Origin of the sequence: Maricaulis sp. (assembly GCF_048268525.1) — a bacterium.
Taxonomy (GTDB): Bacteria; Pseudomonadota; Alphaproteobacteria; order Caulobacterales; family Maricaulaceae; genus Maricaulis.
Genome location: NZ_JBLWVH010000031.1, coordinates 1 through 21,743, shown reverse-complemented (window position 1 = coordinate 21,743; position 21,743 = coordinate 1). Strand labels below are relative to the sequence as shown.

At 63.3% G+C, this 21,743-nt stretch carries 19 protein-coding genes; 8 read left to right on the top strand and 11 right to left on the bottom strand.

Annotated features, from left to right (window positions below):
• Positions 1–6: 6 nt before the first annotated feature.
• The 5 genes from ACN0X9_RS13760 to ACN0X9_RS13740 form a co-directional block, all read right to left on the bottom strand.
• A complete protein-coding gene (locus ACN0X9_RS13760) occupies positions 7–900 on the bottom strand; it encodes a LysR family transcriptional regulator (RefSeq protein ID WP_417488139.1) in 894 nt (297 codons plus the stop codon).
• Between the two features lie 68 nt (positions 901–968).
• Positions 969–2,168 carry a DUF547 domain-containing protein gene (locus ACN0X9_RS13755; protein WP_417488138.1) on the bottom strand — a complete coding sequence of 400 codons (1,200 nt, stop codon included), beginning with the start codon at positions 2,166–2,168 and terminating at the stop codon, positions 969–971.
• 138 nt (positions 2,169–2,306) lie between these two features.
• Positions 2,307–3,251 (bottom strand): thioredoxin-disulfide reductase, encoded by a 945-nt coding sequence (gene trxB / locus ACN0X9_RS13750; RefSeq protein WP_417488137.1) that lies wholly within the window; start codon positions 3,249–3,251, stop codon positions 2,307–2,309.
• Between the two features lie 114 nt (positions 3,252–3,365).
• Positions 3,366–3,809 carry a beta-lactamase hydrolase domain-containing protein gene (locus tag ACN0X9_RS13745; RefSeq protein ID WP_417488136.1) on the bottom strand — a complete coding sequence of 148 codons (444 nt, stop codon included), beginning with the start codon at positions 3,807–3,809 and terminating at the stop codon, positions 3,366–3,368.
• 41 nt (positions 3,810–3,850) lie between these two features.
• Complete coding sequence (locus tag ACN0X9_RS13740; RefSeq protein WP_417488135.1) at positions 3,851–4,807, bottom strand: mitochondrial fission ELM1 family protein; 957 nt, start codon at positions 4,805–4,807, stop codon at positions 3,851–3,853.
• A gap of 165 nt (positions 4,808–4,972) precedes the next feature.
• On the opposite strand from ACN0X9_RS13740, the gene ACN0X9_RS13735 reads away from it, so the two are divergent.
• From ACN0X9_RS13735 to ACN0X9_RS13720, 4 genes are all read left to right on the top strand, one after another.
• Entirely contained in the window at positions 4,973–5,365 is a 393-nt protein-coding gene (locus tag ACN0X9_RS13735; RefSeq protein ID WP_417488134.1) for a BlaI/MecI/CopY family transcriptional regulator, read from the top strand.
• Entirely contained in the window at positions 5,362–7,317 is a 1,956-nt protein-coding gene (locus ACN0X9_RS13730) for a peptidoglycan DD-metalloendopeptidase family protein (protein WP_417488133.1), read from the top strand. Before ACN0X9_RS13735 ends, ACN0X9_RS13730 begins: the two co-directional genes overlap by 4 nt.
• Before the next feature lie 168 nt (positions 7,318–7,485).
• A complete protein-coding gene (locus tag ACN0X9_RS13725) occupies positions 7,486–8,655 on the top strand; it encodes a saccharopine dehydrogenase family protein (protein WP_417488132.1) in 1,170 nt (389 codons plus the stop codon).
• Between the two features lie 62 nt (positions 8,656–8,717).
• Positions 8,718–9,536 (top strand): DUF3883 domain-containing protein, encoded by an 819-nt coding sequence (locus ACN0X9_RS13720; RefSeq protein ID WP_417488131.1) that lies wholly within the window; start codon positions 8,718–8,720, stop codon positions 9,534–9,536.
• Between the two features lie 69 nt (positions 9,537–9,605).
• Here the strand turns inward: ACN0X9_RS13720 and greA are convergent, their stop codons facing one another.
• The 3 genes from greA to ACN0X9_RS13705 all read right to left on the bottom strand — a co-directional run bounded on the left by greA (position 9,606) and on the right by ACN0X9_RS13705 (position 14,646).
• Complete coding sequence (gene greA, locus ACN0X9_RS13715) at positions 9,606–10,079, bottom strand: transcription elongation factor GreA (protein WP_417488130.1); 474 nt, start codon at positions 10,077–10,079, stop codon at positions 9,606–9,608.
• 55 nt (positions 10,080–10,134) lie between these two features.
• Positions 10,135–13,392 carry a carbamoyl-phosphate synthase large subunit gene (carB, locus tag ACN0X9_RS13710; RefSeq protein WP_417488129.1) on the bottom strand — a complete coding sequence of 1,086 codons (3,258 nt, stop codon included), beginning with the start codon at positions 13,390–13,392 and terminating at the stop codon, positions 10,135–10,137.
• A gap of 237 nt (positions 13,393–13,629) precedes the next feature.
• Positions 13,630–14,646 (bottom strand): serine hydrolase domain-containing protein, encoded by a 1,017-nt coding sequence (locus ACN0X9_RS13705; protein ID WP_417488128.1) that lies wholly within the window; start codon positions 14,644–14,646, stop codon positions 13,630–13,632.
• Between the two features lie 220 nt (positions 14,647–14,866).
• Between ACN0X9_RS13705 and ACN0X9_RS13700 the strand changes: the two genes are divergently transcribed.
• A complete protein-coding gene (locus ACN0X9_RS13700) occupies positions 14,867–15,436 on the top strand; it encodes a DUF2975 domain-containing protein (RefSeq protein ID WP_417488127.1) in 570 nt (189 codons plus the stop codon).
• The gene (locus ACN0X9_RS13695) at positions 15,433–15,681 is read left to right on the top strand and encodes a helix-turn-helix domain-containing protein (RefSeq protein WP_417488126.1); all 249 of its coding nucleotides are present in this window, start codon (positions 15,433–15,435) and stop codon (positions 15,679–15,681) included. Before ACN0X9_RS13700 ends, ACN0X9_RS13695 begins: the two co-directional genes overlap by 4 nt.
• Here ACN0X9_RS13695 and ACN0X9_RS13690 read toward each other — a convergent pair.
• Together ACN0X9_RS13690 and ACN0X9_RS13685 are read right to left on the bottom strand one after the other, a co-directional pair.
• Positions 15,678–16,319: a hypothetical protein gene (locus ACN0X9_RS13690; RefSeq protein WP_417488125.1), complete on the bottom strand. Its 642-nt coding sequence runs from the start codon at positions 16,317–16,319 to the stop codon at positions 15,678–15,680. The genes ACN0X9_RS13695 and ACN0X9_RS13690 overlap by 4 nt on opposite strands.
• Complete coding sequence (locus ACN0X9_RS13685) at positions 16,312–17,817, bottom strand: peptide ABC transporter substrate-binding protein (RefSeq protein ID WP_417488124.1); 1,506 nt, start codon at positions 17,815–17,817, stop codon at positions 16,312–16,314. Before ACN0X9_RS13685 ends, ACN0X9_RS13690 begins: the two co-directional genes overlap by 8 nt.
• A 592-nt stretch (positions 17,818–18,409) precedes the next feature.
• Between ACN0X9_RS13685 and ACN0X9_RS13680 the strand changes: the two genes are divergently transcribed.
• Positions 18,410–19,282 (top strand): hypothetical protein, encoded by an 873-nt coding sequence (locus tag ACN0X9_RS13680; RefSeq protein ID WP_417488123.1) that lies wholly within the window; start codon positions 18,410–18,412, stop codon positions 19,280–19,282.
• Positions 19,283–19,319: 37 nt separating this feature from the next.
• Here ACN0X9_RS13680 and carA read toward each other — a convergent pair whose 3' ends face one another.
• Positions 19,320–20,501 carry a glutamine-hydrolyzing carbamoyl-phosphate synthase small subunit gene (gene carA / locus ACN0X9_RS13675; protein ID WP_417488122.1) on the bottom strand — a complete coding sequence of 394 codons (1,182 nt, stop codon included), beginning with the start codon at positions 20,499–20,501 and terminating at the stop codon, positions 19,320–19,322.
• 218 nt (positions 20,502–20,719) lie between these two features.
• Between carA and ACN0X9_RS13670 the strand changes: the two genes are divergently transcribed.
• Positions 20,720–21,743, top strand: a 1,024-nt coding sequence (locus tag ACN0X9_RS13670) for a tetratricopeptide repeat protein (protein ID WP_417488121.1), incomplete at its 3' end; no start/stop codon positions are given.

Sequence of the window (21,743 nt, the reverse complement as noted above, 5' to 3'; positions counted from 1 at the left end):
ACGTCGTCAGCTCTGCCAGCGGCGCGCCTGCTCGATGAGGAAGTCCCGGAAGGCAACGATGCGGCGCGATCCGCGAAGCTCGCTTGGATAGACAAAGAAGACCTCGAAGTCGGGACCGTCCACGTCCGGCAGGATGCGGACGAGCTTCTTGTTTTCGCGGGCTACATAGTCCGGCAAGGCGGCGATGCCCATGCCGGCCTCGACAGCCTTCATTACCCCGTAGATCGTATTGACCTCGATCACCGCCGGGCGCGGAGCGGCGTCGTCCGCGCGACCGGCTTTCGCCGCCCAGTCGAGGCCCGGAATGGGGGCCAGCTGTGGCGGGCCGTAATAGATGATCGCGTGGTCATCGAGTTCGGATGGCGCGCTCGGGGCGCCTTTGCGCTCGACATAGTCGTGGCTGGCATACAGATGCTGGCGGACCGACAGCAGTTTGCGCTGGACCAGATCATTCTGTGTCGACGGCCAGGGCCGGATGCCGACCTCGGCTTCCAGGCCGGCCAGGTCGAGCTCATGATCATCGAGCATCAGGCGGATACGGATATTGGGATACTCGGTGTTGAATTCGGCCAGGCGCGGCGCGAGCCAGATCGCTCCCAGTGCTGTCGGGGCGGTTACTTTAAGTTCGCCCGACGGTTCGTCGCGGGCGTCATGGACATGCGCCTCGGCAATCGCGACCTTTGATGCGATCTCATGGGCCGCGCTGTAGAGAAGATTGCCCGGTTCGGTGGGAATGAGGCCGCGCGCGTGCCGGTGAAACAGTGTCACACCGAGATCGTCTTCCAGCGCCGCGATCTGGCGGCTGACCGCTGATTGCGACAGGCCCAGCATTTCCGCGGCCTTGGTCAGGGACCCGGCCTGTGCGGCGGCATGAAAGGTTTTCAGCTTGTCCCAGTCCATGCCCGGCATCTCCCCCGAATGGAATCAATGCGGGCAGTCTAGACACAAAGCCGCAAAGCGCGACCCTGCTAGTTCGAATCGCCGTCCGGGGCGTCGTCGGTGTTGTCCGAGTTGTCCGTGGGCAGGTCCGGATCGATGGTCGGAAGATCGTTGGTGAAAACCTCGCCATAGCGGCCTTCATTGATCAACTCGATCCGGCGGGCACGAACCGCTGTCATCAGGGTCAACGCGTTGGGCGGCAGGCTGGCGCAATTGGCCGCGGCTCCGCCTGCCTCGCTCTGAGGCCCGCTGTCGAAAGAGAAGGATGACATGGTCGATGGCCCGGCAATGCCGGTACAACGACGCGAGCCATTGATCATGTCGGCGATCTGCCAATCTGACACCCGCGCCGATATCGGCCGATCAATGTCGATCTGTTCGGCAGTCTCTTCATTGGCGAATTGCCGCAAGTGTGTCCGCAAATCAGCGTCGAAGTCCGGGAACAGGACCCGGGCCTCGTCATACATCTCGGACACGCGCAGCTCGCGAGTATTGACCTCGACACCGCGCAGGGAATTGACGAATTCCCGTGCGGTCCGATCCAGCTCTTGCCATACGCCTGCGCCGGTATAGGCCGAGCGGCGCAATTCCGGGCTGCCGACCGAGCCATTGAAGAAACCGTACATAACCCGTGGATCGTCCCAATTGGCGTAGACAATCCCGTGGCGGATATCGTTCAGGCTGAGGGGTTGGCCCTCGACCGTGAGGATCTTGGCGTCGAACACGCTTTCATTGGTGCCGTGCGCGTCCATGTTGTTGATCCAGTGGACCGGGTAATTCAGCATCGTCTGTTCGATGATGGTGACGTTGTAGAGGTTGAACCAATAGGCCAGCTGCTCGTCACGGCTCAGGCGGGCCATGCCACCAAACTGGTCGGGCAAGGCCTCCAGGTCTTCGCGCATGATCGTTATGGCGTCACGGTATTCATCGTTCAGTACGTGGTACACCACGCGATTGCCTTCATAGCGATAGCGGCTGGTGCTGGCGGTATTGATGCGGGTTCCGGTCAGCACGGGGCGGTTGCGCTCGGGAACACGGTCCATGGGCGGGACATTCAAGACGATGCCGCGCAGGATGACCGACCAGCCCTCGTGATCGATCACAAGATTGGAATCGTTGTTGGCTTGCGAAAAGACTGACAGGTCCGCAGTCGTCTGGCCTTGCGCGGCACCTGCGGGTACCGCAACGAGGGCAATCAGCGCGATGCCGGCAAGGAATGTACGACGCATGGGCTGGCTCCACTTACATTTCGCGCACGCAAGGTGCGTTGTTCAGGCCGCGAAACTAGCCCTGCATTCCATCGGGGCAAGGGGGACGCGCGTTAAATCAATTCCATGTTCCGACCGGGCCGGGCGGCGCGAAAGTGCCTATTCCTGCGAGGCGAGGAAGCGCTCGGCGTCGAGGGCGGCCATGCAGCCCATGCCGGCCGCTGTGACAGCCTGGCGATAGACATCGTCGGTCACGTCGCCCGCGGCGAACACGCCGGGAATGGAGGTTTTCGGTGTGCCCGGCTCGACGACCAGATACCCGCCATCCTTGGTTTCGAGCTGCTCAACGAACAACTCTGTCGCCGGTGCATGGCCGATGGCGACAAAGAAGCCATGGGCCGGAATGTCCGTCATGGCGCCGGTCTTTACATTCTTCACGCGGACCGCGGTCACGCCTGCCGGATCGCTGTCGCCGAGGACTTCCTCGACTTCGCTGTCCCAGACGATCTCGATCTTCTCGTGCTTGAACAGGCGGTCCTGCATCACCTTCTCGGCCCGCAGGCTGTCGCGGCGGTGGACCAGCGTGACCTTGGAGGCGAAATTGGTCAGGAAGAGCGCTTCCTCAACGGCGGTATTGCCGCCGCCCACGACCACGACTTCCTTGCCGCGGTAGAAGAAACCGTCACAGGTCGCACAGGCCGAGACGCCAAAACCCTGAAATTTCTGCTCGCTCTCCAAGCCCAGCCATTTGGCCTGGGCACCGGTGGCGATGATGACGCTGTCGGCCGTGTAAACCGTGCCGCTGTCGCCCTTGAGAACGAAGGGGCGGACCTTGAGGTCGGCCTCGACGATGATGTCGGCGACCATGTCGGTGCCGACCTTTTCAGCCTGCTCGCGCATCTGGTCCATCAGCCACGGGCCCTGGATCACGTCGGCGAAGCCGGGATAATTTTCGACGTCGGTGGTGATCGTCAGCTGGCCACCCGGCTGCAGGCCGGCGATCAAAGTCGGCTCGAGCATGGCGCGGGCGGCATAGATGGCGGCAGTGTATCCGGCAGCGCCGGAACCGATGATGATCAGGCGCGAGTGGCGCGTCTCGGACATGGTCGAACCTCGAAATCATGGGGGCTGAGCCCCGGCAAGGGAGTGGTTGGCGTCTATATAGGCAATCGGTCGGGCTTTGCCTGCCTGTCGATGCAGTGCGCTTTTGCAGAGGTGCTACTGGTCGGCGGATGGCAACAGCGCCCGCACCAGATTGGCGTCCCGACCGCCGGGCCAGTTCATCGTGTCGAAAGGGTCTTCGCCGGCGGCATCGGTGGACATCAGATGGGCGGCATACAGATGTGCCGAGCGGGTGCCCGAGCGGCAATGCATGACGACCGGCCCGTCTTGCGACGCCAGGATTTCCGTCAGCGCGCTGGTCAGGGACGGGTCGGCTCCGTGGGCACCGCCGATCGGCATTTCGACATAGCGCATGCCGCGCGCTTCAACCGCCGCCGCGAGGTCGAAGGGCAGGCTGGCGGTCTCTTCCGGCGTGCGGGAGTTGATGACGGTGCGGGCGCCGGCGGCAGCCCAGGCGTCTAGGTCGGTTTCGTCCGGCTGGCTGGCGAGCCAGATCTGGTCGTGGCGGGCCACGATGGCGGCGTCGTCCTGCAAGGTCATGGTGACTCCCAAAAAGCTTAGAAAAGCGATGAATAGCGACATCATGCGGCCTCACTGTCTGCGGTGCCACAAAGGGCGCGGTAGCGGTCAAGTATAGCGTCGGCGATGCGCCGGGTTTCGTCGAGTGGAGCATAAGTCCAGCTGTCCAGTCGGCCGAGATAGGGGCGAACCGCGCCGTGGGCCTCCAGCTCGGTATGCAGCAGGGCGAACTTTCCCGGTGTGCCGGCCAGCGGCAGGACATAAACCGGCGCCCCTGTGGCGCTGGCTTCAACCAGCATGTTGGTCGATTCCTCGGTGACGAAGATCCAGTCCGCTGCCGCCAGGAAGGCGAAGTAGGGATTCTCGCCCTCACCGTCATGGTACCAGACCTGCTCGCATTGCCTGAAGTGCTCACCCAAGGCCTTGCGCGCCGCTTCTGGCGTCCGCCTCGACACCGTGATCATCAGCGATGCGCCATCCGCGATCAGCCTGTCCATCCGTCCGGTCAGGTAGCGGGCGCAGGCGGCATCCAGCTTGAAACGCTTGGAGTCGCCGCCGATCAGCACCGCGATGCGGCGTCCGGAAAGCGCGTCAAGGCGGTCCGAGAACCGGTCCTTTGCGGTCGCCAGTGTCTCGGGCGTGATCCGGTTGGGTGAGCCGAGCATGGCCAAGGCGTTGGGTTTGACCAGACGGTCATGCGACGGCGCGACGATCAGGTCGAAATCATCATGCCGGGCTCTCGGATCCTGCACGTAGACGAAATAGCAATCCGGGAAGATGCGCCTGTGCCGACGGGCGAAGGGTATCGCCGCCCGGCCGCAGCCAATCCAGATATCCGGATGCGAGTGGGACGGCAGCGTGACGAACCCGTCCTTCCGGACCGTCACCCGCTCGATGTGGAACGGGGTTCCCAGGCCGCGCCCGACCGCTTCGGCCAGGCCGAGGGCCTGGTTTTCGATGCCGCGGCGACCGTCGGAAACGACCCAGATTGTCGTGTCATGGCTTGCAGGATCAGACATGGGCACAGTTAGAAGCCGCACGCCCGGAGCCGTCAAGCACGCGCCTCGCTTGACAGGGCGTGTTACGCGTGTAGCGTAGTGTGACATCTGTAGCGTCGATCGTCGTCGCCTGCCCGGCATGCCGGGCGAAAGCCGGACTGGAAGTGACCGAATGGAAATGACCGTATGACCGCCACCGCGCCATCCCAGGCCGAACTGGCCATCCTGAAACACCTGTGGACCGCCGGTCCCCAGGCCGCCCGTGAGGTACAGGACCGGATCGCCGGCCCGACCGGCTGGTCCTATTCGACGACACGGACCTTGTTGGCCCGGATGACCGAGAAAGGTCTGGTCGAGCGGCAGGACGTGCATGGCCTGTCGGTGTTCAGCGCCAAGGTCGAGAAAGTCACCCTGATGGGGCGGTTGATCCGCGACTTCGCGGCCAATGTGCTGGACATGGACGGTCCGATGCCGGCCACGACTTTCGCCAATAGCCGCCTTTTCTCCGAGCAGGAGGCCGAGGCGCTGACCCGGTTGCTTGAGTCGGCCAGTGAAGACAGCGAGGGAGGATCGAAATGACCGGCTTGCTGGACGCCATCCTGATCGGGGCAGCGTTGTCGCTCCTGTCGGGTCTTGTCGCCTTGTGCCTTGCGAGCTGGCAGACGCGCCGCGGTCGGGGCGGATCGGTGCTCTGGCGCGCTGCCCGCTGGGCCGCTCTGGCGCCTCTGCTCCTCGCTCCGGTGATCTATGTCATACCCGAAACAAGTGTCGCGCCCATGCACGCGCCGCTTCCGGACGCTGACCTTCCGGCAACGCTTGGCGGCCCGGCCACAAGCATCGCCGGATCTGACCCTTTCGCAGTCTTCATGGCCATTGAGTGGCTGCCGGTTCTGCTGGCGCTTTACGGTCTTGGCCTGCTGGTCACCCTGGTCGGTGCCAGCCTCCGCCATCTACGGCGATCAGCCCTGTTGAAGGGCAGCCGACCAGCGCCGGATGTCGCACAGGACTATTTGTCCATCCTGGCCTCGCGGGTCGGTGTGGAGACGCCGGATTTCCGCCTGCGTGACGGCCTGCCATCGCCGCTGCTGACCGGCTGGTCGCCGGTGATCCTCGCGGCACCTGATCTGCTTGATGACACCACCGCCAGCCGCTACGCCCTGACCCATGAACTGGTCCACTATCGCCGCGGCGATGAGCAAGACCGGCTGCTGGGTGCGGCGCTGGTGGCGATACTGTGGTTCCACTGGCCCTTGCGCCGGATCGAGCGTGAGCTCCACGAAGCCCGTGAAATCGACTGCGATGCAGAAAGTCTGGAAGCGCTGGGGGGCGCTGAGCGAAAGCCCTATGCGGCGACGCTGATCACCATGATGCGAAGCCCGGCCCATCCGGTGTCGGCCTTCGGTCCCGATGACAGGAGACATCGAGAAATGCGTATCAAAGCCATACTGTCCGGCCGTTCGGCCCGGTCGTCCTCGCGCCTGCTGGCCGTCCTGCTGACGGGCGTGTCCATCCTGCCCGTGGCCTGCGCCCAGGCCGCCATGACCGAGCGTAACCAGCTCGCGGTTGACCTCACCAATCCCGGAGACAATCACGTCGTCCGTTTCCACAGCGACTCGCATGCCGATGGTGAAGTCCACGAGGATCATGAGCTCCATTTCGAGGAAGACCCTCACGTCGAGCATGATTCCGGCATGGCGCATGAACCGGACGGTGTCGATGGCCATATGGTCTTCCTCACCGAGGACGGTCATGAGCTCCGTTTCGATCCGCGCGAAATGGATGCCGACGAGAGTGTGATGTTCATTCCGGAAGGTGATGAGGGCGAGACCGTCATCTTCACCTCCCGCGATGGCGCGACAGGCGGCTATGCCTTCATCGACGAGGACGGCAATGTCGCCCGCTTCGATCCGGCGCCGGGTTCGGTTTGGCAGGCTGAAGACGGCACCATGCGTCCGTTGGCGCCGCCAGCCGATCCGGCAGAGGTCGCCCCGTCTACCGAGCCTGCACCTGCCGCTCCGGTGACCGAACCGGCCCCGGTGCGTGATGCGGTAGAGCCCGCCGCTGCGCCGCGGCCTGACGGACGCAAGCTGTCGGCCCCGACGCCGGCCGCTGCGCCGACGGCCCCAGCTTTCACCCACACCATCACTGATGGCCGCATCTCAAGTCGCTACGGCAACCGCCCAGCGGCGCCCGCCGGCATCCCGCGCGACCACCGCGGCACCGATATCGCCGCCCCGACCGGCACCCCGATCCGTGCACCGGGGGCCGGTACGGTCACCCACGCCGCCGCTGGCCTGAATGGCAGCGAGGCCTGGGGCAATACGGTCGTCATTGACCATGGTGCCGGTTGGCAGACCGTCTACGCCCACATGGACGGATTTGACGTCGAGGTCGGTGATTTCGTCGATGCCGGCGAGCAGATCGGTCGCGTCGGGTCTACCGGTCGCTCGACCGGCCCGCATGTCCATGTCGAACTGCGCCATGACGGTGAACGCATCGATCCGGCGACCCGGCTACCCGGCCTGCGCTGACAACAGGCCTGGCTGACAGCCATGAGACAGGGAGCCGGTCCGGCAACGAGCCGGCTCTTTTCATGGGGCGGAGAGAACTGGGCTTTCAACTTGCCGGTACGGCCCTGATCGGCCCATCATCCCCTGATTGATGAACCCAATACAGATTTTCAACGATCGGGGATGACAATGGCAGAGCGTGAATTTGATGTGGTCGTCTTTGGCGCGACCGGCTTTACCGGGCGCCTGGTCGCCGAATATCTCGCCGCCGAACACGGCGCGATCTCCTGGGCCATGGCCGGACGGTCCGGGGACAAGCTGGCCGAAGTACGCGATCTGATCGGCGCGCCGACCGACACGCCGCTGATCATCGCGGACAGCGCCGATCCTGCATCGCTGGACGCGATGGCGGCGCGCACCCGCGCGGTCATCACCACAGTCGGCCCCTACCAGCTCTATGGCGAGCCGCTCGTCAATGCCTGCATCTCGGCCGGTACGGACTATGTCGACCTGTGCGGCGAGCCGGCCTGGATGCATGACATCATTGCCGATCACGATGCCGCGGCGCGCGAAAGCGGGGCCCGCATCGTCCTGTCCTGCGGCTTCGACTCCATCCCCTTCGATCTCGGCGTCTATCACCTGCAACAGGCCGCGATCGCCCGGACCGGTGCCCCGATCAGTCGGGTGAAGGGTCGCGTCCGCAAGATGAAGGGCACATTCTCGGGCGGGACCGCGGCGAGTTTTGCCGAAACGATGAAACGCGCGGGAAAACAGCCCGAGATCATCGGCTGGCTGAAGGATCCTTTCTCACTGGTGCCCGGCTTTGACGGTCCCAAACAGCCCAGCGGAGCCAAGGTCATCTTTGAGGACGATCTCAACTCCTGGGCCGCACCCTTCGTCATGGCCACGATCAACACCAAGAACATCCATCGCTCAAATGCCCTTCTGGGCCATCGTTATGGCGAGGACTTCGTCTATGACGAAATGTTCCTGACCGGGCCCGGCGATCAGGGCGAAGGCTTCGCCAAGATGGTCGCCAACGACAAGTCGATGTCGGAAAACCCGCCCAAGCCGGGTGAGGGACCGTCGAAGGAAGAGCGCGAGACCGGCTTTTACGACGTGATGTTCACCGGCCTCACCAAGGACGGTGATCGCATGACCGCCAGCGTCTCCGGCAAGCGCGACCCGGGCTACGGCTCGACCTCGCGCATGATCGCCGAAGCCGGTCTATGCCTCGCGTTCGATGTCGACCGGGACACCACGCCCGGCGGTGTCTACACGACCGCGCCGGCGATGGGTGAGGCGCTGATCGAGCGACTGCAGAAGCATGCGGGACTGACGTTTGCGATTGAGGGGTAGGGGCGATTGGCTAACCCAAATAGCTGAATGACAATCAGTTATCTGGGCTTTAGCCTGGCGGAATGACTGCTTGGACCGAAGACGAAAACGACCTGATTGTCGCGGATTATTTCGCGATGTTGGCGCATGACGTCTCGGGCCGGCGATACAGCAAGGCCGAGCACAACCGACAACTTGCGCGCGGATGTGGCCGTTCGCGCGGCTCCATTGAATGGAAACATCAGAACATCAGCGCGGTCTTGAAAGCCATTGGTCAGCCCTGGATTGCTGGGTACAAACCGGCATTCAACTTCCAAATGTCGCTGGCAGACGCGGTTTTGAGATGGTTGGAGGCACATCCCGATTGGCTTTCCGTCGAGAAGTTGGCATCGGTCATTCGTGATCCCCGTACCATGTGGCTCGATCCGGCGCCGACGCTCAGCAACTACCCACCACCTGAGGAACTTGAGCGCACCCAGGCGATCGCGGTGAAATTCGATGCCGCAAAAAGAGACGAAGCCAATCGTGCGCTTGGCCGTGCCGGGGAGCAGCACGCGCTTGAGTTTGAACGCTATTCATTGTCGTCCGCGGGCCGTACGGACTTGGCGAAACAAGTTCGATGGGTTGCTGACGAAGATGGCGATGGTCTGGGGTATGACATTTCGAGCTTCATGCCGGATGGAAGGCCGCGTCTCGTCGAGGTCAAAACAACGAATGGTTGGGATCGGACACCTTTTCACATCTCTCGCAACGAGCTGGCCGTGTCGGAGCTGAAGCGGGAGGATTGGCGGCTCCTGCGTATCTGGAACTTCGCACGCGAGCCGCGAGCATTCGAGCTGTGTCCGCCCTTGTCGGCACATGTCTCTCTAATGCCGACGAGTTACCAGGCACGGTTTCATTGACAGGTCCAAAAGCAAAGCGGCCGGAGCATTGCCCCGGCCGTTTTGGTGTCTGTCGTGGTCTACGCCAGATCAGCCCCAGCTCACCGACATGATCTCATAGCTTTTCAGGCCGCCCGGCGCGTTCACTTCCGCGACGTCGCCGACTTCCTTGTTGATCAGGGAGCGGGCAATCGGGGAGGAGATGGAAATCTTGCCGGATTTCACATCCGACTCATCCTCGCCGACGATCTGGTAGGTTGATTCCTGCTCGGTATCCTCGTCGAGCACGGTGACCGTGGCACCGAACTTGACCGTGTCGCCGGACATCTTGGTGATGTCGATGACCTGGGCACGGGCGAGCTTGTCTTCCAGCTCCTGGACCCGGCCTTCGATCCAGCCCTGGCGTTCCTTGGCCGCGTGATACTCAGCGTTTTCAGACAGATCGCCATGCTCGCGCGCCTCCGAAATCGCCGCGATCACGGCCGGGCGTTCGATGGTTTTCAGACGTTTCAGCTCTTCGTCGAGGGCGATCTGCCCGGCGACGGTCATCGGGATCTTGTTCATGCGACCACTTATCTTCGGGAAAGTGGAGACAGGCTAGCCTCCGCTTTATTGACCATCAAGAGTAGGTCTGCAGCGCCTGCGGTTCAAGCGCTCCCTCATCAATGCGACGCAGCGAGGCAATTGCCGCCCGAGCGGCCGAAGCGGTTGTGTAGCAGGGGATGCGTGCTTCAAGGGCAGAGCGGCGGATTGAATAGCTGTCCAGATGTGACTGGCGCCCCTCTGTCGTATTGAAGATCAACTGCACTTCGCCATTCTTCATGGCGTCGACAATGTGCGGACGGCCTTCAAAGACCTTGTTGACCCGGGTCACCGGAATGCCCGCATTCTCGAACGTGCTGGCCGTGCCGCCGGTGGCGAGAATGGTGAAGCCCAGCATTTTCAGGACACGAACCGGTTCGATCATCGCCGGCTTGTCGCCTTCCTTCAGCGAGATGAAGACGGCGCCTTTGCGTGGCAGGGCGATGCCGGCGCCCAGCTCGGCCTTGGCAAAGGCGGCCTCGAAGCTGGTGTCGATGCCCATGACCTCGCCGGTCGAACGCATTTCCGGTCCCAGAACCGGATCAACGCCCGGAAAGCGCGACCAGGGCATGACCGCCTCTTTCACCGAGATGTGCTTCGGCGCCGGAACTTTCAGCCCGAACTCCTTGAGCGGCGTGCCGGCCATCACCTTGGCGGCGATCTTGGCGACCGGCTGGCCGATCGCCTTGGCCACGAAGGGCACGGTGCGCGAGGCACGCGGATTGACCTCGAGAACGAAGATCTCACCGTTCTTGACGGCGAACTGGACATTCATCAGGCCCTTCACACCGATGGCCTTGGCCATGGCGACGGTTTCGGCCTTCAGCTCGGCGATCATCTCGTCCGACAGGTTGTAGGGCGGCAGCGAGCAGGCGCTGTCACCGGAATGCACGCCGGCTTCCTCGATATGCTGCATCACGCCGGCGACCCAGACATCGGTGCCGTCGCAGATGGCGTCGACATCAATCTCATCGGCATCGGTGAGGTAGCGGTCGAGCAGGAGCGGCGATTTGCCGGAGACGTTGACGGCCTCGCGGATATAGCGCTCGAAACTGTCCATCTCGCGGATGATTTCCATGGCCCGCCCGCCCAGCACATAGGAGGGGCGCAGGACCAGCGGGAAGCCGAGTTGCTCGGCCGCGGCGCGCGCTTCGGCGTCCGAGGAGGCAATGGCATTGGGCGGCTGTTTGAGGCCGAGATTGTCGAGCAGGTCCTTGAAGCGCTTGCGGTCTTCGGCAAGATCGATGGCATCCGGCGCGGTCCCGAGGATCGGCACGCCTTCATCTTCCAGTTCACCAGCCAGCTTGAGCGGTGTCTGTCCGCCATACTGGACAACCACGCCCAGAAGGGTGCCGTTCTGGCGCTCGGTCTCGATCAGCTCGAGCGTGTCCTCGATGGTCAGCGGCTCGAAATAGAGGCGGTCGGCGGTGTCGTAATCGGTCGAGACGGTCTCGGGATTGCAATTGACCATGATCGACTCGATGCCCATCTCGCCGAACGCAAACGCGGCATGGCAGCAGCAATAGTCGAACTCGATGCCCTGGCCGATACGGTTCGGCCCGCCGCCCAGGATGATGGCTTTCTTCGCATCCGTAGGATCGCTCTCGCAATCGGTGACACCACCGAAGGCCGGCAGCTCATAGGTCGAATACATATAGGGCGTCGCGGCGAAGAATTCGGCGGCGCAGGTATCGACGCGTTTGAACACCGGGCGGACACCCAAGGCGCGGCGGGCCTTGCGGATATCGCCCTCTTCGACCTTGACCAGCTTGGCCAGGCGAGCGTCGGAAAAGCCCATCGCCTTGATGTCGCGGAAGGCCTCGGCGGTGTCGGGCAGACCCAGCGTGGCGATGTCTTCTTCGGTGGTCACCAGTTCGGCGATCTGGCGCAGGAACCAGGGTTCATACAGCGAGGCGCGCTCGACTTCGTCGACCGTCAGCCCTTCGCGGAAGGCTTGGGCGATGACGCGCAGACGGTCCGGTGTGGCCAACGCCAATGCGGCTCGGACGGCCTGTTTGCGGGCGTCCAGGTCCGCGGCATCCTCGACACCGGGAATCTCGATTTCGTCGAACCCGGTCAGGCCCGTTTCCATCGAACGCAGGGCTTTTTGCATGCTTTCCTGGAAGGTCCGGCCAATGGCCATGGCCTCGCCGACCGACTTCATCGAGGTCGACAGCTTGGCTTCGGCGCCGGGATATTTTTCGAAGGCAAAGCGCGGGATCTTGGTGACGACATAGTCGATCGTCGGCTCGAAGGCGGCCGGGGTGGCGCCATCGGTGATGTCGTTGGCGATCTCGTCGAGCGTGTAGCCGACGGCCAGCTTGGCGGCGACCTTGGCGATCGGGAAGCCGGTCGCCTTGGAGGCCAGGGCCGAGGAGCGCGAGACGCGCGGGTTCATCTCGATCACGACCATGCGGCCGTCAGCCGGATTGACGGCGAATTGAACATTCGACCCGCCGGTTTCGACACCGATCTCGCGCAAAACGGCGATCGAGGCCGAGCGCATGATCTGGTATTCCTTGTCGGTCAGGGTGAGGGCCGGGGCGACGGTGATCGAGTCGCCGGTATGCACGCCCATCGGATCGACATTCTCGATCGAGCAGATGATGATGCAATTGTCGGCCTTGTCGCGGACAACCTCCATCTCGAACTCTTTCCAGCCGACGATGGATTCCTCGACCAGGATCTCGTCGACCGGCGAGGCGTCGAGGCCGGTGCCGCAGATATGGCGGTATTCCTCGACATTATAGGCGATGCCGCCACCGGTGCCGCCCAGCGTGAAGGACGGGCGGATGATGGCCGGCAGGCCGATCTCGCTCATCACGGCTTCGGCTTCGGCCATTGAGTGGACGGTGCGCGAGCGCGGGCTTTCCAGCCCGATCTTGTCCATCGCGTCACGGAAGCGTTCGCGGTTTTCCGCCTTGTCGATGACATCGGCCTTGGCGCCGATCATCTCGACACCGAACAGGTCCAGCACGCCGCGCTTGTCGAGTTCCAGGGCACAGTTCAGCGCCGTCTGGCCGCCCATGGTCGGCAAGAGCGCGTCCGGGCGTTCCTTTTCGATCACCTTGGCGACCATGTCCGGTGTGATCGGCTCGATATAGGTCGCGTCGGCCAGTTCCGGATCGGTCATGATGGTGGCCGGGTTGGAATTGACCAGGATGACCCGGTAGCCCTCGGCTTTGAGCGCCTTGACCGCCTGTACCCCTGAGTAATCGAATTCGCAGGCTTGGCCGATGACGATGGGGCCGGCGCCGATGATCAGGATGGACTGGATGTCATTGCGTTTGGGCATGGGCGTGGCCTTCTTTTCCCGTCTCGTGCATTCCGCGACGCGTGTCATGCGCGCGCGCTCGTCGCGGCCTTCCGGGGACGGAGTGCCGTGCAAGCGATCAGTTTTGGTGCTGAAGCGGGTACCTATCGCGGAATCGGCGTCATGGCGAGGGGTAAACTGTGTGAATCGGTGTTTTCGCAGCAAGGCGCTGAAATGGCGCGCGAAATACGGCTCATATTTGATGGGTGCCGGACCGGCTCAGGACGCGCGCAGCGCACGCGTCAGCGACCAGATCGCGGCTTCCGCCGGGACATTGCGGTCATTGGTCATGGCGGCGATGACGAGATCATCCTCGGCCAGCCAGGCGACACCGGCGGTAAATCCGGTCACGCCGCCCGAGTGGTGGACCAGCAGGCCCGGCCCGTCGATCCGGGAGACCTGTATGCCGCGCCCATAGGCGGCATTGGCCTGTCCGAACATCGGGTAGAGCGTTTCGGTCATCTGGCCGAGCGCGGCCGGGGAGGTGATCCGGGCAGCCAGGAGGGCCGACCAGTAGCGCACCAGGTCTCCGGCCGTGCTGCTGACCGGACCGGCGGCAAAGGGCGTCGCATAGTCGACCGGGCCGACCGGCTCGCCGCCAACATGGCCCGCCACCATCATCGGGTCCGGTGTGTCCGCTTGCAGGACATGGGTCGCATCAAGGCCAAGCGGGGCCAGGATCCGGGCCTGCAGGCTGGCCGCATAGCTGCGACCGTCCACGGCCTCGGTGATCCGGCCGAGCAATTGATAGCCGACATTGGAGTAGGCCCAGTTGGTCCCCGGGCAAAAGACCGGACCGGTGTCGCGCAGGCGGGCAAAATGGTCCTCTGGGGGCATGTAGGGGCCGCTCAGTGGGGAGCTGGCGGGCAGGAAATATCCTGACGTGTGGGTGAGTAGATGGTCGAGCGTGACCAGATGCGACGACGGCAGATCGGGAAACCAGCGGTCGAGCGTGTCGCCCAGCTGCAACCGTCCTTCGTGGGCAAGCTGGAAGACGAGGGCCGCTGTCATCGATTTGCCGATCGAGGCCGCCGCAAACCGGCTGCCTTCCGGCGCGCCCCGGGTTGTCGACCAAAGGCCGCTGCCCGGCCGCGCGACAGCCAGTGACAGGGCGGGGGCATGGGCGGAGATGGCGTCGGCCGCCGCGTCGAGTGGGTCGGTGAAGGCGGTGTCGGTCGCGGGGGAGAGCGATCCGACCGTGCGTGGCAGCTGGTCCAGCCAGGCGGGCGGGCTCATCAGGGGAGGGCCATCATAGCGCAGGCCGGTTCGGCAATCGGAAGCGGTCGCCCAAGCGGATCCCGGCGTGAGGGTCGGGATCATTGCGAGGGCGGCCAGACACAAACCGCGACGGCTGGGGGTTGGGTTGATCACGGTGGGGCTTCCGATTGCCGAGGCCCATTCATTCAACTAAGATCGCTATAAATTCAAGTTTAACTTTAATTCAGGAACAGAAGCGGTGCCCGAAACCAGTCCCGAGCTCTCCCGATCCGACCGCCATATCAGGCGTTTGAGCCAGTTCATGATGTGGGCGGTGACGGTGTTGGCCGGTCTCCTGCCGATTGTGGTCTGGGGCATGTGGCTCCTGCCCGATATCTCGGGAATCGCCGATCAACCTTCACCGGGTGGCGGGTTCGGTGGTGGTGATCTGGGCTGGTATGTCTGGCCCGTGCGGCTGGGCGCGGCCGGCCTGTCGACGATCAGTGTCGCCGTCTCGGTCTATGGCCTGCTCAATCTGCGGACCCTGTTCCAGGAGACCGCCCGCGGTGCCTACTTCTCCGCCGATACCGTGGTCAGCTTCCGTCAATTCGCCCTAGCCAGCCTTGTTGGCGCGCTGTGGCAGCCGGTCGAGCACACGCTGCTGGGTATCTACCTCACCGTCAGCAATCCGCACGCCCTCAACGCGCTGGAAATTTCGCTCGGCTCGGGCAATCTGGAATCCATCGGTGCGGCGCTCCTGTTCTTCGTGATCGCCTTCATCCTCGCCGAGGGTCGCAAGCGGCATGAGGAGCTGGAGCTGATCCTGTGACCGCTGATCGCGACCTGCCCCCCGGGCTTCCTGGAGAAATCATCGTCCATCTCGACGTGCTGCTGGCGCGACGCAAGGTGCGCTCGAAAGAGCTGGCCGACCGCATCGGCGTGTCCGAACAGGCGCTGTCGATGATCAAGACCGGCAAGATCAAGGGCATTCGCTTTTCCACCCTGATCGCGATTTGTGACGCGCTGGATTGCCAGCCGGGCGAGTTGTTCGAATTCAGGCGGTTGCCGGATTAGAGCTTGCCACCCAGTGCGAGGAACTCGCGCCGCATGTTGGCTCGGGCCTTGTCGCCGAGTTCCATTTCGAATTGATCCGTCAGGAAAGTGCGTTCCGCCGCCTGCGCGTCCTTGAGGAAGGCACGCCGGCCCTGTCGGTAGAGCAGGCCGGGTGCCCAGCCATATTCTTCCCGCACGCCCTCGGCATAGCGGTCATAGACATCTTCTGGAGCGCCAAGGATGGAGTAGTCGACGTCAAGAAACAGAGCGTCATCATTGTCCTTTCCACCATCCTGATGGCTGGCGGTGGCCCGGATCAACGTATCCACCCGCCCTACCAGGCCGGGATCGGCACCGAGACCAGGCAATTCGGCACTCGCCCGGTCAGCGCTCTTGGCCTCATTGTCCTTGCGATGGGTGTCGTACAGGATGTCGTGATACCAGGCCGCCATCCACACCCGCGCCGGTTCGGTCAGCGTGTCGTGCAGGCCGTCGAGTTGGTCAAAGATATAGATCAGATGCGACAGACCGTGATAGCGGCGATGGGATTCGCTGTAGGCGGACAGGATGCCGGCGATTTCCGTGTCGCCAGGCTTCCAGCCGAGCTGCTTCATCTGCGCATGCCAGCGCTCTTTGAGCGTGTGGGATTGGTCAGGCATCGATCAACTCCAGGTCCCGCCACAACATCGGTTGAATGTCGCTCCGTGTCCCCGCCACCCGCTCGCCGACCAGCCAGTGGGCGCGCTCGTGTAGCAGCGGTATGACAGCCATCTGGTCATGAATCCGTTCCATGGCCGCCAGGTAGAGCTGACCGCGCGCTCGCGGCTCATTCTGGCGCCGGGCGGCGGCCATCAGATTGGCGAAGGTTTCGTCGTCCCAGTTGAAATTGGCGGCAAACCCGCCCGGCGCGAACGGGTCGAGCATGAAGAACGGGTCCATTTTCAGGCCTCGATTGAAGCTGGCAATGGCGATGTCGAAATCGCCGGCATCAACGGCCTGGTAGAGATCGGTGGGATAGCTGACCAGCAATTCGGTCTCGATCCCGAAACGGGCCCAGTCATGGCTGATCGCCACGGCGAGGCGCTCGCCTTCGCCGGTCGTGGTGCGGATCTGGAGCGGCCGGGACACGCCGCCGGCCTGTGGGGCCGGGTCGCCGTCCGGGAGGGCTGAGCCGGGAATGACCAACTCGGTGGGGCTGGCCGTATCGGCGTAAAACTCATGCGCCAGAAACTGCCGGTCGATGGCGCGCGACAACAGGCGCCGCACCCGCACATCATCCAGCGGCGCGCGCGCATGATTGACCTTGAGATAGCGCAGGATCGGCGCGTCGAAGCTCTGGAATTGCTCGCCCAGGCGTTCACGCCAATAGTCGATCTGGTTGGCGGGCGGCCGGTCCGCCAGGTCGTAATCCCCGGCGCGGAACAGGCGCATGCGGGTGGCGTCCTCGCGCACGCCGTCAATGCGGATTGCCGGGATGGCGACTTGGTCGGCGGCGAAGTGGCGGGGATTGCGGACCAGATCGAGGCTCACCTGGCTTTCGGCGGCGACGGTGTAGGCGCCCGCCGTGACGATGTGTTCGGGGCGGACCCAGTCCAGCCCGACCCGTTCGATGACATGGCGCGGGAAGGGGTAGAATTCGCGCATCAGGGTCGGCAGCAGACCCAGCGGCGTCTCAAGGCGGAATTCGACTGTGCGGTCGTCCAGTGTGGCCACACCAAGACGATCCGGCGCCATATCACCGGCATGGATGGGGCGGGCATTGGCTACGGCATAAAAGTCGCCCAGCACAGCAAAGCTCTGCGCCGGATCAACGATGCGCCGGGCTGACCAGACGACATCCTCCGCTGTGAGCGGATGGCCATCCGACCAGGTGAGGCCCTCGCGCAGGCGAAAGGTCCAGACCTGGCCGGTCTCGTCGACAGACCAGCTTTCCGCCAAGCCCGGCCCAACCGAGCCATCCGGTGCGTACTCGGTCAGGCCGGCATGGATCTGCTTGTAGACCAGAGCCGCGGCTGCGAACTCACCGCGGGCCGGGTCGAGACTGTCCGGCAGACCGCTGGTGGCAACGCGCAAGAGGTCTGGCGGTGGGCCGGAACGCCCACAGGCAGCGAGACCGGATGCCGCCGTGGCGGCGAGAAGGGTGCGTCGGTTCAGCATAAGCTGCAGATGCGACTAACTTCTCGTCCGAAAATGCAAGACTACGGGAGCCTCGGGATCGTCGTCTTGGTACGATCGGGCAAGCTCGGCGGCACGGGCGCGAAGTAGAGCGCGAAACTCCGCCCCCAATGATGACCGAACTATCGGGTGCCTAGGTGAGGAGCTGCCTTCACCCCAGCGCAGCACAGTTGTTTTTGCGACTCGAGCGACTTCGCCGAGCCGAGACGCATTGATACCCATGTCAATACACGCCTTGACGACCGTCCGGAACACGGAAGGGTCTTCCAGGTCCGTTTCTGTGAGAGCGTCGGCCCATTCCTGAACGCGAAGGGCGAAGGCCTGATACGCGTCATCCAAAAGCGCAGGGCTTGGATTGTTGGTGGGGTTCTTTTGCATGTTGTCCTCGGTTGAGAGATTGGAATGGCAGCGCTTCTAAAGTCGCTGAAAATGAAATGCAACATCGTTGCTCATTGCGCTATTGGTGCTATCGATACATATGTCACGTATTGTTTAATAATATCTATACGGAATTTTGTTGCAGATAGATTCTCGCGCGCATACTGTTGACTTGGCCAAAAAAGAGGAGGCGAGAATGTCAAATGTGACAAAATGGGAAGAGATGCCTCTTACGTTGCGATCGGCAACGATTGGCGATGCCCAGGTGATTTTCGATTTCAACCGGGAGATCGAAAGAAGCGAACAAGAACAGGGTAATCCACGCCGTTTCGGTGACTTCAGCCTTGCTGGAATCACCCGGATACTCAAGTCGAATGCCGGCCTGAGCACTGTGGTGCTCGACAAAGCGGGCCGGGTGGTGGCTACCGCGCTTGTTTCAAACTTCGAGTTTGCGACGGAACTCTATGTGCCGGGTGAGGAAGACGTGCCAATGATCAAGGAGGCATCGAAGCTTGCGGTCGATCCGACCTATCGCAAAACAGAGCTTTCGTTCTTGCTGCACAGTCTGCGTCTTTACGAAACGCTGCGCTTTGTGCCAGCGGAAATTGCCGAAAACTGGCTGGTTTTCAATGTGCTCAGTGGGAATGAGCCGCAACTCAAACTTATGCACCGCCTCAAAGCGCGGGAAGAGGAAAAGGTGTCAGGCGCGTTGGCGCAGCTTCTCCGAGCTCGGGAAGATGCGATGGACCTGTCAGGGCAAACAATCCGTACATTCTTGCCCACTCAGGAGACGGAACTGATCGCTATTCAATTTTTGATTCACATCGCTGAGACCCGTGTCCTGAACCGCCCATATCGAAACCAGGTTGTAGTCGGCGGAATTGCTGCGCCACTCACATTGACCCACCCGGTATTCGATAGGCACCTGCATCAGCTTGTCCGTCGGGCCGATGAGCTCGGCGTGAGATACGGCGTCGGACTGGCCTACGAGGCAGAGCGCCTGCGTTTGCAGTATCTGGCTCATCTGAACGGAAAGGCAAAGTATCCACGCCTTTTCAATTCCGACTGAACCTACCAAGCGGTGGAGGTGAATTTCGTCGGGCGCTCTAGCGGGCGCCCGACATCTCTTTGAGCTTCAGCTCTCCCACAAAGCGGTCGAACACGCCGAAACTGTCCTGCGGGCCGGGGCTGGCTTCCGGGTGGTGCTGGACGGCCCAGACGGGTTTGTCGGTCAGCTTGAAGCCGGAATTGGAACCGTCGAACAGCGAGACATGGGTCTCTGCGGCATTGGCGGGCAGGGTGGCGCCGTCGACGGCGAAGCCGTGATTCATCGACACGATCTCGACCTGGCCGGTCTCGTGATTCTTGACCGGGTGATTGGCGCCGTGATGGCCCTGGGGCATTTTCGCGGTCTTGGCACCGATGGCGAGCGCCAGCATCTGGTGGCCGAGGCAGATGCCCAGTGTCGGGATGTTGGCGTCGAGCACGGCCTTGATCGTCGGCAAGGCGTATTTGCCGGTCTCGGCGGGATCACCCGGACCGTTGGAGACGACGACGCCATCGGGATTGAGCGCCTTGATATCGTCGATCGAGGCCTTGCCCGGCAGCACCGCGACGCGGGCGCCGGCACCGGTCAAAAGGCGCAGGATATTGGCCTTCACGCCATAATCGAGCACGACCACGCGGGGACCGTTTTCCGGTCCGGCCGCATAGCCTTCGCCCAGTGTCCAATTGCCTTCGGTCCAGTCTCCACCCTCGGTGCGGGCGACATCGGCGGCCAGCTCGCGACCTTCCATGGTCGGCGCGCCGGCGGCGGCGGCCTTGAGGGCGTCAATGTCGATATTGCCGGACGGGTCATGGGCAATGGCGCACATCTGCATGCCGTCTTCGCGGATCTTGCGGGTGAGGGCGCGCGTGTCGACACCGGTCAGGGCGACAATGCCGCGCGTGCACAGCCATTCCTCGAAAGTGGTATCGGCGCGCCAGCTGGCAGGAGGGGTGATCTTGGCGCGGGCAATCATGCCGACGGCGGCCTTGCGGGCCTGCGGCGAGGCGGCTTCCTCGTCTTCGCCGTTGGCGCCGACATTGCCGACATGTGGGAAGGTGAAGCAGACCACCTGGCCGGCATAGGACGGGTCAGCCAGGATTTCCTGGTGCCCTGTCATCGCGGTGTTGAAGCAGACTTCGCCCAGGGCGATGCCGGTCGCGCCCGTGCCATGGCCCAAAAAGACGCTGCCATCGGCCAGAGCCAGCGCGCCGGTCGGTGTGGGGGTCGGCGTGGACGTCATGGCTATTCTCCAAGCATCTGGCTGGGCGCGTCGGAGCCGACCGGAATCGGTTGGCGGCGAGGGGCGGGTAAACGGGCGCTCTGCTAGTCTCTAACGCGGGTCGGGTCAATAGCCCAGCGTTGCGGCGACACGTCGGTTCTGCCGCCTGCGCGCCCGGCTTGCCGAGCCGGTCGACCGGTCGTGATACTGCCAGTGAATTCGCAAGGAGCGGTCCAACCATGTCCGACGACGTGCAGGCCTTCATCGCGGCGGGCAATGCCTGTCTGAAAGCCGGTGACCGCAATGGCGCGGCGCTGGCCTGGTGCCGGGCCCTCGATATCGACCCGCACCTGGCGACCGCGTGCAATAATCTCGGTGCCATCAATCTGATGGGCGGGGCGCCCTGGCTGGCGCTTCCCTTCTTTTTGAGTTCAACCCGACTGCGACCTGACCAGGCGGGATTCTGGATCGGTCTTGCGCGAACGCTGGTCGAGCTGGGCGAGCCGCAACGCGCCGCCGCCTGTCTCGACACGGCCGCCAGACGTCTGCCGAACGACCGGGCTCTGCAGGAGGCCTGCCAGCAGTTCCCGGCCGACGCGACGATCCGGGGCCGGTTTGACGGCGTGGCCGAGCGATCCGGCCAGACTGAAGCGGTTGATCAACTGGCAATGATCAATTCCGCGACTCATGGCGCTGACCCGATCGAGCTTTACCGGCGGGCGCGGGCGCTGATCTGGGCCCTTCCCGAGCGCCCGGCTTTATGGATCACCCTGTCACGCCTCGCTCTGCAAACCGGCGAGCTGATCGCTGCCGAATTCAATGCAAGACGCGCCGTCGCGCTCGAACCGCAAGGCAGCGAGGGCTGGATGGCGCTGGCGGAAGTGCTTGCGCAGTCAGAAGACCGGTCCGCGGATGTGGTGAGGGTCCTGACGCGAGCCCTCGACCTGTGCGGTCCGCGACTGGTGCTGGCGGAAGCCCTGTGCAACCGGCTGTTGGCCACTGGTCGCCCGGGCGATGCGCTGTCCTTGTTGGCGGGGCTGCGCCGGTCGCGCACCGGCGACCCTGCGCGATGGTTGCTGTTGAACGCCCGTGCGCTGGAGGCGTCCGGAAACCGCGACGCTGGAGGCGTCCTGTTCGCCGACGCACTGGGCCGTACAGACAATCCGGTCGGCCTGTTGCTTGCGGCGGCGGAGTTTCATGAGCGCGATCTCAAGCCGGGTGCCTGGCTGGAATTGTACGACCGAGCCGGGCAGACGGGTGCGG